This is a genomic window from Pseudomonas sp. BP6, from assembly GCF_017875935.1.
Classification (GTDB): domain Bacteria; phylum Pseudomonadota; class Gammaproteobacteria; order Pseudomonadales; family Pseudomonadaceae; genus Aquipseudomonas; species Aquipseudomonas putida_Y.
The window spans coordinates 4,395,519-4,411,314 of record NZ_JAGINI010000001.1; the positions used below are offsets into that span (position 1 = coordinate 4,395,519).

Below are 15,796 nucleotides of genomic sequence, written 5' to 3' on the forward strand. Positions count from 1 at the left end.
TAACCCTCCTTGTGGGTTTCAAAGCGTCTGCGGCTGCTCCGGGGGCATCAACACCTTGCCTGGCTCGAAGCGCAGCGATGGCATTTGCGTCGCTGCATACAACGTTACCCCCAGGGCCGCAATCAAGGCGACATCAAGCCAGTTCCAGCCTGGCACGTCGTCAGCCCTTCGCGCCCTCCAGCAAAACCAGGCTTGCCCAAGGCAAAACACCACCATCGCTGCCAGCCACAGGTAGAAGCCTGCACCAAAGCCGGTAAGGTCATGAAACTCGTAGCTGCGGTTATCCGGCAAGCGGTCGATGCCAAAACTGCTGGCAGCCAGATACGCCGCGCCAAGCCCGGCCAGCAAGGCCAGCCGGCGAAACCGCCGATGGGCAAGGATGGCCAGGGCCAGCAGTGGGTTGGCGAACCATTGGTACAAGCCGAATGGCATACCCCATGGCCCGTACAGCAGCATCTGCAGGGCCGGCATGTGACGCTCGCCGCCCATCAGCGCACCATCGAAGAACAGGGCGAGCAGATACAGCAGCAGGCTGATACTCAGGTAGAAAACGGGCAAAGGGGATTCCTGAGAGAAACGGGACAGCCTACGACCTTAACCCAGGCCCTGCCCCGCTTCCAAATTCACGCTCGGGTGTTACGAGATCAGACTACTGGCGGCTCCAGCAGCAAGCCGTAAATACCCGAGTCGGACAGCTCGCCAGCCACGCACCAGCGCGCCCGCAAGGTGCCTTCCAGCACGAAGCCCTGGCGCTCAAGCGTGCGTGCCGAACCCTGGTTGCGCGGGTCGATCTCGCCTTCGAGACGACGCATATGCAGCGTATTGGCGATGTAGTCGATGAAGCAGGTCAAGGCTTCATCCATATATCCCCTGCCCTGAACCGAGCTGGCCAGGCAGTAGCCGATCTCGCCGCGGCGGGAAACGTCATCGATATTGAACAGCTGGACCATACCGATCAGTTCGCCGTTGTCGCGGCGGTACATGCCAAGCTTGAGCTGGTCGCCATTGGCATAGGCTTCGCGGTCGGCGGCCAGGGCGCTCTCGGCTTCGGCCAGGTCTTGCCAGGGTGCATGATGCCAATAGCGCATGACCTCGGGGTCGGCCATGATCGCCAACCACTGCGCGGCATCGGCATGGCGCATGGGGCGCAATTGCAGGCGCGGGCTGTCGAGGCAGAGGTCACTGGGGAAACTGCGGGGTGGGGTCACACCGGATCTCCTGTCCATTGCTGGGGAGATGACAGTTTAACGTTATGTGGGTGGGGTGGGGCAGGTCTTGGGTTATGGAGTGTGTTTGAGGAGGCTTGCCTTGGGATCTTCAGGGGCGCGTAGATCGAGCGCCGCCCGCGCGGCGCATCGCGAGCGAAGCTCGCTACAACATTTGTTTCGGGCCAGTCATTCCTGTCCCTTAAAGCATGCCCTCAGAGCCAGACCGCATCCCAGTGCGGATAATCCCCAATCCTGGAGACCAATCCTGCTCTTAGCGGATTGGCAATGATGTATCTGGCGACCTTCACCACATCATCATCATGACGCAAAGCCCGGTCGTGATAACCCGCCTGCCAGATCGGCACCACCCTTGCTCCAGCTTTGCGCAAAGCATGGCTGGTTCGGGATTTGAAACGCTGCATTAATGCCCCGAGTGTCACGTCTTTCAACTCAAGCAGCCAATGCACATGGTCGGGCATCACGACCCAGGCCAATGACCGGCAATGGTGCTCCTGATCTGCTCTGCGAAGAATTTGAATTACCAAGCGCGCAAATTGGAAGTTCAGGAACAATGGACGGCGGTGATAGGTAACCGAAGTCAGCATGTACAGCCGGCCAGGCTCCGAACACCTTCCGCGACGTAGTAGACAGCCATGGGGTTTGGGCATGTGGTCATCCTTGAAAGACATGTCTAGGGCAGGATAGCGATGTCTGGCGGGCCCAATGAGGTTTACGGTTACAGAGTGTGAGTGGGCAGATACATGACCGGGGATTGCGACAAGGCCGCCGTGTGCATGGTGTGCATGATTTGGTTTTTGTGGTGGTGCGCAAATCGAGCGCCGCCCGCGCGGCGCATCGCGAGCAAGCTCGCTCCTACATTGGTTTGGGGCCAGTGCAGCCTGCACCAACGCGTGCCATTCGTTTCGGGCCAGTGCAGCCGGCGCCAACGCGCACCATTCGTTTCGGGCCAGTTATGCCTGTAACAGCCGCGCGCGACCGCCTTGTTTGAAAAACGCAATATCACGCCATGCGCCAAGGGGGCGCGCAACTCCCCCCAGGAATAATTGGCCCGAAACAAATGTAGGAGCGAGCTTGCTCGCGATGCGCCGCGCGGGCGGCGCTCAATTTCATAGGCGACGAACAACTCAAGGCATGCACCTGCCAGCCGCTACCGGCCCACCCGGCAGGTACATCAGGCCATTACTCAACCCCTGCAATTGCAGATTGCGACAGGGCCACCGTGTGCACGCCATGGTTTTTGTGGTGGTGCGCAAATCGAGCGCCGCCCGCGCGGCGCATCGCGAGCAAGCTCGCTCCTACATTGGTTTCGGGCCAGTGCAGCCGGCACCAACGCGTGCCATTCGTTTCGGGCCAGTGCAGCCGGCACCAACGCGCACCATTCGTTTCGGGCCAGTTATGCCTGTGACAGCCGCGCGCGACCGCCTTGTTTGAAAAACGCAATATCACGCCATGCGCCAAGGGCGCGCGCAACTCCCCCCAGGAATAATTGGCCCGAAACAAATGTAGGAGCGAGCTTGCTCGCGATGCGCCGCGCGGGCGGCGCTCAATTTCATAGGCGACGAACAACTCAAGGCATGCACCTGCCAGCCGCTACCGGCCCACCCGGCAGGTACATCAGGCCATTACTCAACCCCTGCAATTGCAGATTGCGACAGGGCCACCGTGTGCATGCCATGGTTTTTGTGGTGATGCGCAAATCGAGCGCCGCCCGCGCGGCGCATCGCGAGCAAGCTCGCTCCTACATTGGTTTCGGGCCAGTGCGGCCGGCACCAACGCGTGCCATTCGTTTCGGGCCAGTGCAGCCGGCACCAACGCGCACCATTCGTTTCGGGCCAGTTATGCCTGTGACAGCCGCGCGCGACCGCCTTGTTTGTACAACGCGATAGCACGCCATGCACCAAGGGGCGCGCGTCCTTCACAGGAATGACTGGCCTGAAATACAAGCTAACGAAAAACGCTCAGGCAACCTCAGCCCCATCATCCGGCCAATGCGGCTCGTTCGCCCCCGGCGGAGTCAACGGTGGCAGCCCATACGCCGCCCGCGCATCATCGCAGCTCGGGTTATGAACCCCACCCTCCCAGGACGCCTCGAACTCGCGGCAAGGACTGGAACGGTTGGCGTAAATGGTACAGGCCACTTCCTTTCCGATCTCGCCCTGAAGGCTGACACAGCGGCAAGGCTTGGCATCGGTGCCGATCATGGCAACGCGGGTGGGGTTGATCTGCACCACCAGGTCGTCCGGCACAAGGCCCCCGGCAGACTGGCATTCGCCCCAGAAGAAGGACACACGGAAGTACCCGCAGCAGGCGCCGCAGTCAAGGCAAGGGTTATATTCAGACATGATGTCACGGAGGGAAGGTTGTTGTTATCGGGGCTGGCCCGCGGCGCCATTTTTAATCCAAGCGGGGGCCGCTGGATAGAGGGGGAATGAAAAAAAAATCACCGCTGATCCGGCCGCTGAACAAGGACGACCAATGCCTTCGCTGGTCGCCCCCTTGCAGTTAGCAGATGGGCTGATAAGTTTCAGCATCCCAGCGTTGCAAACCAAGGCCTGCGCTCGGCTCGTAGCCACCTCCCTGCACCTTGCTGAACTGCGTCTGCACGTCGCCACAATGCACCAGACGATCGCTTTTATCGCCCTCGGTGAGCACCGTGTAGGACTCACTACGCATCGCTTGGTACTGCCTGTCGGCAGCCGCCATGACCTGGTGATAGTTCATCAACTGGCTGCTGCTCAAGGCCAAGCGTTTCTCCAGTTGCACGCCCCAGCGGGTCAGGCAAACCTCGGCAAAGTGGCGAACGACCAGCCCGGGTTCGGCCAGCACCTTGCCATCGCCTGCGCCATCAGCCGAGGCGTTGCCTACCAGCGTGGCATGACGGCCCGGTATCGGATAAACGCATATCCGCGTCCCTTTGGCGACCGAAGGGATCACGCAGGCAAAACCTTTGGAGCGCTCATCCCTCGAGTAGAAGCCTACGTATTCTTTGACGTTATCCGCCAACGTTACGCGCTCGGCTTGCACGTTACCGACCCCAGGCACCGGGTCGATGGCAAATATGTTCACCGGTATGCCCCGCAATACCGGGTCTTGCGCCATGGCATTGGCCAGCATGTGGCAACTGATCCCTCCCCTGCTCCAGCCCACCAGGTTGACCTGGGTTGGCAGGCGCGGTTTGCGGAACATGCTGATGATGCGCTCCTGCAGTTCCTGCGGGGTTGGGTGGCGATCGCCGTAGTCGTAGGTTCGCCAGAACCATGAGGCGGAGGAAGCAACATCCGGAATCGGCACGCCGGCAGCTTTCAGCCGCTCGTATTCTTGCTCACTGAGTTTGGTGCGCCGCCAGTTGCTTTCGCCCTTGATGACCTGCAGTACATGGCTGACGTTCTCCTCCCAACCGCGACCAAACAGCTGGCCGGTCCAGTTGAAATAGCCGCCGGGTTCGACGAACAGGTTGTCATCCTGAAGGTTGCCGCTGCCTGGGCCGTCGACGGCGATCCAGTGGGCAAATTCCCGGCTCTGGTCGTTGCTGGCCAGGGTCGAGACCAGCTCGCCATTCCAGAAGTTGGGATTGGCATCGTCGAAACGGTGCGAGCCAGTGCCGCAGAAGTAGGCGGTGAAGACACTCATGGGGGATCTCTTTGGTGAGAAATGAGTGCTGAAGGTAGGCGTACGGGTAACCAGAAGGCAGGCGGAAAGCTCACCCAAGAGGCAGAAGGGGCTGCTTCGCAGCCCCAATGGGCTTACTTGCGAGCCAAACCGTCAGCCCGGAACATTTGCCGGATTCCGCGGATGGCCTGGCGAATACGGTCCTGGTTCTCGATCAGAGCAAAGCGCACATGGTCGTCCCCATAGTCACCAAAACCGAGCCCCGGCGACACACAGACCTTGGCCTCGGCCAGCAGCTTCTTGGAGAACTCCAGCGAACCCAGATGCGCATACTCCGGCGGGATCTTCGCCCACACGTACATCGACGCCTTGGGGTTCTCGACCATCCAGCCCAGTTCGTGCAGCCCTTTGACCAGCAGGTTGCGGCGCTGGCGATACTGCTCGGCAATGTCGCGGACGCACTGCTGGTCGCCTTCCAGCGCGGCAATGGCCGCGACCTGTAGCGGGGTGAAGGTGCCGTAGTCGTGGTAGCTCTTGATCCGCGCCAGGGCGCTGACCAGCTCAGGGTTGCCGACCATGAAGCCGATGCGCCAGCCGGCCATGTTGTAGCTCTTGGACAGGGTAAAGAACTCCACCGCAATGTCCTTGGCCCCCGGGACCTGCATGATCGACGGGGCTTTCCAGCCATCGTAGACGATGTCGGCATAGGCCAGGTCATGCACCACCAGCACGTCGTACTGCTTGGCCAGGGCCACCACTCGCTCGAAGAAGTCCAGTTCCACGCACTGGGCGGTGGGGTTGGACGGGAAGCCGAGGATCATCATCTTAGGCTTGGGGATGGACTCGCGGATGGCCCGCTCAAGCTCGTTGAAGAAGTCCACACCCGGTACCAGCGGCACCGAACGCACCTGGGCACCGGCGATCACTGCGCCGTAGATGTGGATCGGGTAGCTGGGGTTAGGCACCAGCACTGTGTCGCCCTGGTCGAGGGTGGCCAGCATCAGGTGGGCCAGGCCCTCTTTCGAGCCGATGGTAACGATGGCTTCGCTTTCCGGGTCGATGTCGACCTCGTAGCGGTCCTTGTACCAGTTGGAGATGGCCCGGCGCAGGCGCGGGATTCCGCGAGAGGTGGAGTAGCCGTGGGTGTCTTCACGTTGGGCGACCTGTACCAGCTTCTCGACGATGTGCGGCGGGGTGGCGCCATCGGGGTTGCCCATGCTCAGGTCGATGATGTCCTCGCCACGACGGCGGGCAGCCATCTTGAGCTCGGCGGTGATGTTGAAGACGTAGGGGGGGAGACGATCAATGCGCGCAAAGCGGCGCGGCGAACCTGGGTTGGCCATGGCTTCCTCTGATTACGTAAGCGCCCGGAACCGTCCGAGCGACGCTGGCCGATGTGGCGGCCTGAGTCAGAAGATAGTGCTGAAACAGGATACCTGTAAAGGATAATTTCCTGTTTTTTTAGAACTTTTCAGATCTATTGTTTGAAAATCAGAGATTTATATTTTCCTGGGCTGGCCTCTTCGCGGGTAAACCCGCTCCTACAGGAACCTTGTAGGAGCGGGTTTACCCGCGAAGAGGCCAGCCCAGGAAAAACATCAAAAAAAACCCCGGCGCAGAGGCCGGGGTTTTCGTGAAACAGGCAGCAGTTTCAGCGAGCGTAGGTCATCAGCACGTCCGCAGCAGTCTGGCTGTCCACACCCATCATCACGCTCAGGGCAGTAACGGTGAGGATGGAGAAGCCGAACACCTTGCGGGCCCACTTGCTGTCGTCCTCGGCCTTGTAACCACCCCAGGCCATGTACAGCCAGTACAGGCCCATGGCTGCTGCCACGGCCAGGTAGCCGAGGCCGGCGTAACCGCCGAGGGTAAGCATCAGGGTGGCGAGCACGAAGGCCAGCACGTACAGCACGATCTGCTTTTTCGCCGCGAGGATGCCACGTGCCACCGGCAGAACCGGAATGTTGGCAGCGCTGTAATCCTTGAAGCGGAAGATCGCGATGGCAAAGCTGTGCGGCATTTGCCAAAGGCTGAACATCACCAGCAGGGTTACCGCAGCCAGGTCGAAGCTGTTGCTCACGGCGCAGTAGCCGATCACCGGAGGCATGGCACCCGACAGGCTGCCGACCAAGGTGCCGTGCACCGACTTACGCTTCAGCCACAGGCTGTAGAAACCGACGTAGACGACAAAGCCAATCAGTGCGCAGAACGCAGACAGCGGGTTGGCCTGGACATACAGCAGGCTGAAACCCGCCACCCCGAGCAGGGTGGCGTAGATCAGCGCGAGGGGCAGCGACATGCCGCCCTGAACCATGACTCGGTTTTTGGTGCGCTCCATCTTGTGGTCGATGTCACGGTCGATGCAGTTGTTGAACACGCATCCGGACGCAACCACCAGAGAAGTACCGATCACCACCGCCAGGAACAGGGCGAAATCCACATGGCCCTTCGAGGCAAGGAAGAAACCGCCTGCCACGGAAAGCACGTTACCGAAAATGATCCCCGGTTTGGTGATTTGGATAAAGTGCTTAACGGACATGCAGTTTTACCTCACTTGGCCAACATTTCGAAGTGGATGCTGAACATGATCCACAGCGACAGGCCGACAAGCAGAGCGATCACCAGGGTGGTGAACAGGAACGTCGAAACGTTGTTGCGTTGCTCTTTCGAGCGGTCCATGTGCAGGAAGTAAACCAGGTGAACAACCACCTGGATCACGGCCATGGCAACAATGATCAGAACGGTCAGGTTCTTCGGCAGGCTGGCGGTCATGGCCAGGCCGAACGGGATCGCAGTCAGGATGATCGACAGTACAAAACCGATCATGTACGACTTGACGCTGCCGTGATTACCTTCGTGATGAGTGTCGTGTGCGTTAGCCATTACAGAACCCCCAGCAGGTAAACGACGGTGAATACGCAGATCCAGACCACGTCCAGGAAGTGCCAGAACAGGCTCAGGCAACTCATGCGGGTCTTGGCGGTCGGCGTGATGCCGTGCTTGTTGATCTGGTACATCATGATTGCCATCCAGATCAGACCAGCAGTCACGTGCAGACCGTGGGTACCTACCAGGGCGAAGAAGCCCGACAGGAAGCCACTGCGCTGCGGGCCGAAGCCCTCGCTGATCAGGTGATGGAACTCATAGATTTCCATCGCGATGAAGCCTGCACCGAACAGGAAGGTCACAGCCAACCAGCCCAGTACGCCAGCTTTCTTGCCATCGAACATCTTCAGCATGGCGAAGCCGAAGGTGATCGAGGACAGCAGCAGGAGCAGCGTTTCAACAGCTACGAAATCGAGCTGGAAGATGTCATGACCCGACGGGCCGCCGGCAAAACTGCCGGACAGCACCGCGTAGGTGGCGAAGAGCGACGCAAACAGGATGCAGTCGGTCATCAGGTACAGCCAGAAGCCCAGTACGGTCATCTGGCCCGAGTCGTGGTGGTGGTCGTCGTGCCCATGGTCGTGACCATGAGCAGCGCCGTGCATTACTTGACTGGACATTGATTACACCCGCTCAAACGATTCGACACGTGCGCCGGCAGGCAGAGCACCTGCTTTGGCCAGCGCTTTCATACGCTCGCCTTCGATGCGCGCCACTTCTTCGGCCGGAACCATGTAGCCCTGGTCGTCACGTGCAGCGTGGCGAACGAAGACAGCGATGGTTGCAACCAGGCTCGCGCCAACCAGCCACCAGATGTGCCAGATGAAGGCGAAGCCGAAGACGGTCAGGAACAGGCCCATGAACAGACCGGTAGCGGTGTTGCTCGGCATGTGAATGGCTTCGTACTTGGCCGGAGCCTTGTACGCAACGCCTGCTTCCTTGGCTTCGTGCCAGCAGTCCAGGCCAACTTTCTCAGGCATGTGAGCGAAGTTGTAGAACGGAGGTGGCGAAGAAGTCGACCATTCCAGGGTACGGCCGCCCCATGGGTCGCCGGTCACGTCCAGGTTCTGGTTGCGGTCGCGGACCGAAACGAAGATCTGGATCAGCTGGCAAGCGATACCGAACAGGATCAGCACGGCGCCGACAACGGCTACGTACAGGTAGGGTTCCCACAGTGGGTTGTCGGAGTGGTTCAGACGACGGGTCATGCCCATGAAGCCCAGGGCGTACAGCGGCATGAACGCAACGTAGAAGCCCGACAGCCAGAACCAGAAGGCAGCTTTGCCCCACTTCTCGTTCAGGGTGAAGCCGAAGGCTTTCGGGAACCAGAAGGCGAAACCGGCGATGTAGCCGAATACCGCGCCACCGATGATCACGTTGTGGAAGTGCGCAATTACGAACAGGCTGTTGTGCAGGACGAAGTCAGCACCCGGAACGGCCAGCAGTACGCCAGTCATGCCACCGATGGAGAAGGTGACCATGAAGCCCAGGGTCCAGAGCATCGGTGCGGTGAAGCGCACACGGCCTTGGTACATGGTGAACAGCCAGTTGAACAGCTTCACACCGGTCGGAATGGAGATCAGCATCGTCGCCAGGCCGAAGAAGGTGTTGACGCTGGCGCCGGCACCCATGGTGAAGAAGTGGTGCAGCCATACAGCAAAGCCGAGGATGGCGATCGCGCCCGATGCGTAAATCATCGAGTGGTGGCCGAACAGGCGTTTGCCAGAGAACGTCGAAGTTACTTCCGAGAACACGCCGAAGGCCGGCAGGATCAGGATGTAAACCTCAGGGTGACCCCACGCCCAGAACAGGTTGACGTACATCATCGGGTTCCCACCAAGCTCGTTGGTGAAGATGTGGAAGTCCAGATAACGGTCAACAGTCAGCAGAGCGAGTGCAGCAGTCAGGATCGGGAACGAAGCGACGATCAGTACGTTGGCCCAGGTGCAGGTCCAGGTGAAGATCGGCATGTCCATCAGCTTCATGCCAGGTGCGCGCATCTTCATCACGGTGACGAGGAAGTTCACGCCGGTAAGTGTCGTACCCAATCCGGATAGCTGTAGCGCCCAGATGTAGTAGTCGACACCCACCCCAGGGCTGTACTGAATGCCCGCGAGCGGCGGATAGGCAACCCAGCCGGTCTTGGCGAATTCACCAACGCCCAGCGAGATGTTGACCAGCAGCACGCCTGCCAGCAGCAGGTAGAAGCTCAGGGAGTTCAGGAACGGGAAGGCAACGTCACGTGCACCGATCTGCAGAGGAACCGCCAGGTTCATCAGACCGGTGAAGAACGGCATCGCCATGAAGATGATCATGATCACACCGTGAGCGGTGAAGATCTGGTCATAGTGTTCAGGCGGCAGGTAGCCTTCGGAGCCGCCGGTTGCGGCAGCCAGCTGGGTACGCATCATGATGGCGTCGGCGAAGCCGCGCAGCAGCATGACCATCGCGACGATGATGTACATCACGCCGATCTTTTTGTGGTCGACAGTAGTCAGCCACTCGCTCCACAAGTAGGTCCACTTGCGGAAATAGGTGATAAGACCGACGACAGCGATACCGCCGAGCGCGATCATGGCAAGCGTCACCATGACTATCGGCTCGTGATAGGGTATCGCCTCCAGGCTTAGTTTACCGAACATCTCTTACTCCTCTGCACCGGCAGCTGGTTGCATACTCGATTCCACACCCTTGGTTGTGGCCAGATCTGTGCTGCCTGCTTCTTCGTGGCTACGACCGCGGTTCATGCCTTCGTACTTGTCGACGATCAGCTGGAACTGCTCAGGCGAAGCCTCGCTATACAGCGCGACCGGGTTGTTTTCGCTTGGTTTGGCCAAGGCAGCGTATTCGGCCTTGTCCAGCTTCTTCGGCGACTGCTTGACTTCAGCGACCCACTTGTCGAAGTCTTCCTGAGAGGTGGCAGTAGCCTTGAATTTCATGCCGGTGAAGCCAGCACCGCTGTAGTTGGCGCTGATACCGTCGAACTCGCCATTTTCGTTAGCGATCAGGTGCAGCTTGGTGGTCATGCCGGCCATGGCGTAGATCTGGCCGCCCAGGCCTGGGATGAAGAACGAGTTCATCACAGCGTCGGAAGTGACGCGGAAGTTGACCGGGGTGTTAGCCGGGAAGACGATCTTGTTGACCGTGGCAATGCCCTGCTCCGGGTAGATGAACAGCCACTTCCAGTCCAGCGCGACCACGTCGATCTGAATCGGCTTAACGTCCGAATCCAGCGGACGATAAGGGTCCAGCTTGTGGGTGGAGTGGTAGGTGACGTAACCCAGGGCGATGATGATCAGGATCGGGATGATCCACACCGCGGCCTCGATCTTGGTCGAGTGCGACCAGTCAGGGGTGTAGGTGGCTGCCTTGTTGGAAGCACGGTACTTCCAGGCGAACGCCAGGGTCATGATGATGACAGGAATTACCACCAGCAGCATCAGGCCGGTAGCGATCAGGATCAGGTTCTTTTGCTCAATGCCGACCTGGCCCTTCGGGTCGAGCAGGGTCCAGTTGCACCCACTGAGTAAAAGCATGCCTAAAAAGGGCAATATGCCAAACAGTCTGGGGTAACGCTTTTTACTCATCTCACGACCTCTAGATCAGCTTGCTTCAATGCAATTTGTGTTTTGGTAGCCAACACTTCGTCCTGCCAAGTGAGGCATTTCGCGCCCGTACTCACTCCTGCCTGGGGTCCGACTGCAGGACCTTGGCTTCAAGCGGGTTAGCGGTGCTTATGGTTTCGTAGGCAACAGGCCTGTACTTCAGACCAAGTCCATTTGGTGCGGGAAAACGCGGAGGGGTGTCCGCCCGGTATCGCCGTTGGGCGAAACTTGACGAAGTCAGCAAAAAGGAGCGCTGAGGCTTCCTTCAATCCTGCGACTCGCAAGCAGTGCCGAACGGAAATTGGGGGCGATTGTAGATAGGTCGCCAACCCTTGACTATGACTTATTGAGCAACAGTCTTTTACAGAATCCGTAACAATGATGCTCAAGAATTCAACTTCGCGACAGTTTGTCGCACCCCGCTTGCCAGGCCTCAAAGCCGCATTCTGCAAGGCTTAGGGATTGATCTGGATCAAGCGGTGCGCAACTTTTCCCTCTCCTCATGCGGTGCAAAAGACCCCATGCAATTCGGGACTTTTGTCTAAACCTGGCGTCGGTTGCGGTAGATACCGAGCGGAACCAGGACGGCGGTCAGCACGAACGCCACAAGTGCCCATTGCGCCAGCGACAGACCGAGGATCGGCGGGTAGGGTGTGCTGCAGAAGCCGTCGACCTGAAATGCCAGTGGCCACAGCTTTGCCAGTGGCAGGTCATCCACGATCGGCTGCAAGGTATCGATACCGCAACTGACCATGGGGTTGGCGAGTATATACACATGGTTGCCGGCCGCAACGATTCCGCCAATTGCACTGATCACCACCAGCGCTTCGAAGAAGGTCAGGCTGCGGCGCCCGGGCATCGCCGCCGCGATGAAGGCAAACACGGCAATGAACAGCAGTGCATAACGTTGCAGGATGCACAACGGGCAAGGTGCCTCGCCCAGCACCACTTGCATGTAGAGGGCACCGCCGATCAGCGAGAGGCAGATCAGGCCCAACAGCACCAGAAAGCGCCGTTCCCGATTCAGGCGCGATGTTTGTTCGTTCATTGCCGGTTCCTTCGATGGATAGTGGCAGCGTGGTCCGCCTGCCTGGGCGCAAGTCTACACGCTGGGCAGGGCCTGTGAGCGTGCCGAGGAAGCGGCGCGGTAGCACTGCGCAGGGCTATCCGGTGTGGCTGAGACCGGCCGCAACGACGTCGGTTCAACGCCAGGCGGCAAAAAACGGCTGCCCAGGTGCCGCGCAGGGGCAAGCCCCTCGACACCCGGGAGTGAAGGATACCGTGATTAAAGGACGATTAAGGATGAAAGCTGCGCAGGTGTTTTCATCTCTTCTTTATATATAGGCAGAAAGGTGTGCTGCAGCGGGGGGCTAGTACGCTATAGGCCTGTACCGGCCCTTTCGCGGGTAAACCCGCTCCTACAGACGGCACCACATTCAAGACCGGTGCAATACCTGTGGGAGCGGGCTTGCCCGCGAAGAGGCCGGCACAGGCGCTACATCACTCCAGCGCTGCCGCCGGCCCGAAGAACTCGTAGCGGCTCTGCTGCTCCGGCACCCCCAGGCCCTTCAGCTGGCGCTTGACCGCCGCCATGAAGCCCTTGGGTCCGAGGAAGTAGGCATCCACGTCACGCTCTTGCGGCAGCCACTCGGCGAGTAGGTCTTCACTGAGCAAACCCACGGCATCGGCCGCAGCGCCACCTTCCGGCTCGGCATAGCAGTAGAAGCGCTTGAGCTGTGGATGACGCGCCGCCAAACCATCGATCCAGTCCCGGAAGGCATGCACCGCGCCGTTACGCGCACAGTGGATGAAATGCACCTCGCGCCGGGTTTGCAGTGCTGCCTGCAGCATTGCCAGGGTCGGGGTAATGCCCACCCCTCCGCTGATCAGCACCAGCGGCTTGTCGCTGGCTGCCAGGGTGAAGTCCCCCGCAGGCGGGAACAGTTGCAGGGTATCGCCGACCACCAAATCATCGTGCAGGTAATTGGAGACCTTGCCGCCCGCCTCGCGCTTGACGCTAATGCGGTATTCCTTGCCGTCGCACAGCGCCGACAGGGAATAGTTACGGCGCTGCTCGGCACCGTCAATGTCAAGCTTCAGGCCGATGTACTGGCCAGGTTCTGCCTTGAGCACCGGCATGCCGTCCACCGGGGCGAAGTAGAACGAAACGATCTCGCTGCTTTCCTGCTCACGGCGTACCAGGCGGAATTCACGTGTACCGCGCCAGCCACCCTCGGCCTCTTCCTTCTCTTTATAAAGGTTTTCTTCAGCGCCAATCAGAATGTCGGCCAGCTGGCCATAGGCCGCGCCCCAGGCGTCGATCACCGCAGGGGTGGCAATGTCCTTGCCCAGCACTTCTTCGATGGCGCGCAGCAGGCAGCTTCCGACAATCGGGTAGTGCTGCGGCAGAATCTGCAGGGCAACATGCTTGTTGATGATCTGCCCGACCAGGCCGCCCAGTTGCTCCAGTTGGTCGATATGGCGGGCATACATCAACACGCCGTTAGCCAGCGCACGCGGCTGATCGCCGCTGGCCTGGTGGGCTTGGTTGAACAGCGGCCGTACCTCGGGGTACTCGCTGAGCATCATCTTGTAGAAGTGGGTGGTCAGTGCTTCGCCGCCGCTTTCCAGCAGGGGTACAGTGGCCTTGATGATTGCACGTTGTTCGGCATTGAGCATTGCAACAACTCCTGAGCCTGTGGCTTCAAATGACTGCCCATGCCATTACAGCAATCGTGCCAACTTTTAACGCCAGCAAAATCAGGGGCTTGATGCAGGTCATGTCAAAACGACCTACCCCCGCGTATAGTCATATCGACCCATAGGAGTCCATATGACTACAAAGCCACTGCTCACCGCCCTGCTGCCTCTGGTCAGCGACCTGTCCCGCGATTTGCCCGACCAGGAACGCTACCGCCGCCTGTTGCAAGCCATGCGTGGCCTGCTGCCGTGCGATGCCGCAGCACTGCTGCGACTGGATGGCGAATGGCTGGTACCGCTGGCAGTGGATGGCCTTAGCCCCGACACCCTCGGCCGGCGCTTTCGGGTCAGCGAACACCCGCGTTTCCAGATACTGCTCAGCCGCCCGGAGCCCACCCGTTTCGCCAGCGATTCCGAACTGCCCGACCCCTACGATGGTTTGGTCCACGCCCCCGATGCGGACCTCGAAGTGCACGACTGCATGGGCTGCCCGTTGATGGTCGATGAGCGCCCATGGGGCCTGCTCACCCTCGACGCCCTCACCCCCGGGCAGTTCCAGAGCCTGGAACTGGATGCCCTGCAGGCTTTTGCCAGCTTGGCGGCCGCCACCGTTACCGTGGCCGAGCGTATCGAGCACCTGGCCCTGCGCGCCGAAAACGAGCACCATCGCGCCGAGCTCTACCGCCAGGCCAGCAGCCAGAATAGAGAGCTGATTGGCCAGAGCCCCGCGCACAAACGCCTTGTGGAAGAAATTCGTCTGGTCGGCAGCAGCGACCTGACCGTGCTGATTACCGGCGAGACCGGCGTCGGCAAGGAGCTGGTGGCCCAGGCCCTGCACCAGACCAGTAGCCGCTCCGACAAGCCGCTGATCAGCCTCAACTGTGCCGCCCTGCCCGACACCTTGGTGGAAAGCGAACTGTTCGGCCATGTGCGCGGCGCCTTCACCGGTGCGCATGGCGAGCGCCGCGGCAAGTTCGAGCTGGCCAACGGCGGAACACTGTTCCTCGACGAAGTGGGCGAACTGCCGCTGACGGTGCAGGCGAAGCTGTTACGCGTGCTACAAAGCGGCCAACTGCAGCGCCTGGGTTCGGACCGCGAGCACCGGGTCGACGTGCGTCTGATCGCAGCGACCAACCGCGACCTGGCTGCCGAGGTGCGTACGGGCAACTTCCGCGCCGACTTCTATCACCGCCTCAGCGTATACCCGCTGCACGTGCCACCGTTGCGCGAACGTGGGCGAGACGTGCTGCTATTGGCGGGCTACTTCCTCGAACAGAACCGTTCACGGCTGGGCCTGAACAGCCTGCGCCTGAGCCATGAGGCCCAAGCCGCGTTGATCGACTACGACTGGCCAGGCAATGTGCGCGAACTGGAACACCTGATCGGCCGCTCGGCACTCAAGGCGCTAGGCCAGCACCCTGATCGCCCACGTATCCTCACCCTCGACGCCATCGACCTGGACCTGCGTGTGTCGACAGCGATGCCAGGCACACTGCCCTCCCCCGCTGCACCGCTGCAAGTGGTTACCCCGCCCGAAGGCGGCTTGCGTGAAGCCGTCGATATTTACCAGCGACAGGTGATCGAAGCCTGCCTGCAGCGGCATCAGGACAACTGGGCAGCAGCGGCCCGCGAACTCGGTCTGGACCGCGCAAACCTGAGCCGTTTGGCCCGCAGGCTAGGGCTTCGCTGAGGCTTTTTCTACCAAAGGATTAACCCAGAAAGCCATCTGGTTGCTTCCCCACCGGCTGCTATATCTCCCTAACCACC

General features: G+C 60.2%; 15 protein-coding genes. 1 reads left to right on the forward strand and 14 read right to left on the reverse strand.

The features are described 5' to 3' along the window. Positions 1 to 18 precede the first annotated feature (18 nt). The 14 genes from J3A98_RS19975 to hmpA all read right to left on the reverse strand — a co-directional run bounded on the left by J3A98_RS19975 (position 19) and on the right by hmpA (position 14,008). Positions 19 to 558: a hypothetical protein gene (locus tag J3A98_RS19975; protein ID WP_176685516.1), complete on the reverse strand. Its 540-nt coding sequence runs from the start codon at positions 556 to 558 to the stop codon at positions 19 to 21. A gap of 86 nt (positions 559 to 644) precedes the next feature. Continuing rightward, positions 645 to 1,208: a GNAT family N-acetyltransferase gene (locus tag J3A98_RS19980; protein WP_021781750.1), complete on the reverse strand. Its 564-nt coding sequence runs from the start codon at positions 1,206 to 1,208 to the stop codon at positions 645 to 647. 212 nt (positions 1,209 to 1,420) lie between these two features. After that, complete coding sequence (locus J3A98_RS19985; RefSeq protein WP_209967949.1) at positions 1,421 to 1,876, reverse strand: transposase; 456 nt, start codon at positions 1,874 to 1,876, stop codon at positions 1,421 to 1,423. A gap of 532 nt (positions 1,877 to 2,408) precedes the next feature. Then, positions 2,409 to 2,795 (reverse strand): hypothetical protein, encoded by a 387-nt coding sequence (locus J3A98_RS19990; protein ID WP_209967951.1) that lies wholly within the window; start codon positions 2,793 to 2,795, stop codon positions 2,409 to 2,411. A 392-nt stretch (positions 2,796 to 3,187) separates the two neighbouring features. After that, the gene (locus J3A98_RS19995; protein ID WP_016393961.1) at positions 3,188 to 3,571 is read right to left on the reverse strand and encodes a YkgJ family cysteine cluster protein; all 384 of its coding nucleotides are present in this window, start codon (positions 3,569 to 3,571) and stop codon (positions 3,188 to 3,190) included. A gap of 160 nt (positions 3,572 to 3,731) precedes the next feature. Further along, positions 3,732 to 4,859, reverse strand: coding sequence for a hypothetical protein (locus J3A98_RS20000; protein ID WP_209967953.1), 1,128 nt, complete (start codon positions 4,857 to 4,859; stop codon positions 3,732 to 3,734). Positions 4,860 to 4,972: 113 nt separating this feature from the next. Beyond that, positions 4,973 to 6,181, reverse strand: coding sequence for an alanine transaminase (gene alaC, locus J3A98_RS20005; RefSeq protein WP_209967955.1), 1,209 nt, complete (start codon positions 6,179 to 6,181; stop codon positions 4,973 to 4,975). A 308-nt stretch (positions 6,182 to 6,489) separates the two neighbouring features. Next, positions 6,490 to 7,377, reverse strand: coding sequence for a heme o synthase (gene cyoE, locus J3A98_RS20010; protein ID WP_003248596.1), 888 nt, complete (start codon positions 7,375 to 7,377; stop codon positions 6,490 to 6,492). Between the two features lie 11 nt (positions 7,378 to 7,388). Beyond that, positions 7,389 to 7,721 carry a cytochrome o ubiquinol oxidase subunit IV gene (gene cyoD / locus J3A98_RS20015; protein ID WP_003248599.1) on the reverse strand — a complete coding sequence of 111 codons (333 nt, stop codon included), beginning with the start codon at positions 7,719 to 7,721 and terminating at the stop codon, positions 7,389 to 7,391. Continuing rightward, positions 7,721 to 8,344, reverse strand: a complete 624-nt coding sequence (gene cyoC, locus J3A98_RS20020) for a cytochrome o ubiquinol oxidase subunit III (protein WP_019436939.1) — start codon at positions 8,342 to 8,344, stop codon at positions 7,721 to 7,723. The genes cyoD and cyoC overlap by 1 nt, the downstream gene beginning before the upstream one ends. A 3-nt stretch (positions 8,345 to 8,347) precedes the next feature. After that, entirely contained in the window at positions 8,348 to 10,366 is a 2,019-nt protein-coding gene (cyoB, locus tag J3A98_RS20025; RefSeq protein ID WP_003248603.1) for a cytochrome o ubiquinol oxidase subunit I, read from the reverse strand. Positions 10,367 to 10,369: 3 nt separating this feature from the next. After that, complete coding sequence (gene cyoA, locus J3A98_RS20030; RefSeq protein ID WP_021781744.1) at positions 10,370 to 11,311, reverse strand: ubiquinol oxidase subunit II; 942 nt, start codon at positions 11,309 to 11,311, stop codon at positions 10,370 to 10,372. A gap of 559 nt (positions 11,312 to 11,870) precedes the next feature. Next, a complete protein-coding gene (locus tag J3A98_RS20035) occupies positions 11,871 to 12,377 on the reverse strand; it encodes a disulfide bond formation protein B (RefSeq protein ID WP_176685510.1) in 507 nt (168 codons plus the stop codon). Positions 12,378 to 12,829: 452 nt separating this feature from the next. Next, positions 12,830 to 14,008 (reverse strand): NO-inducible flavohemoprotein, encoded by a 1,179-nt coding sequence (gene hmpA, locus J3A98_RS20040; protein ID WP_209967957.1) that lies wholly within the window; start codon positions 14,006 to 14,008, stop codon positions 12,830 to 12,832. Positions 14,009 to 14,162: 154 nt separating this feature from the next. Here hmpA and norR point away from each other — a divergent pair, with 154 nt between their 5' ends. Further along, positions 14,163 to 15,719, forward strand: a complete 1,557-nt coding sequence (norR, locus tag J3A98_RS20045) for a nitric oxide reductase transcriptional regulator NorR (RefSeq protein WP_209967959.1) — start codon at positions 14,163 to 14,165, stop codon at positions 15,717 to 15,719. Positions 15,720 to 15,796: the final 77 nt, after the last annotated feature.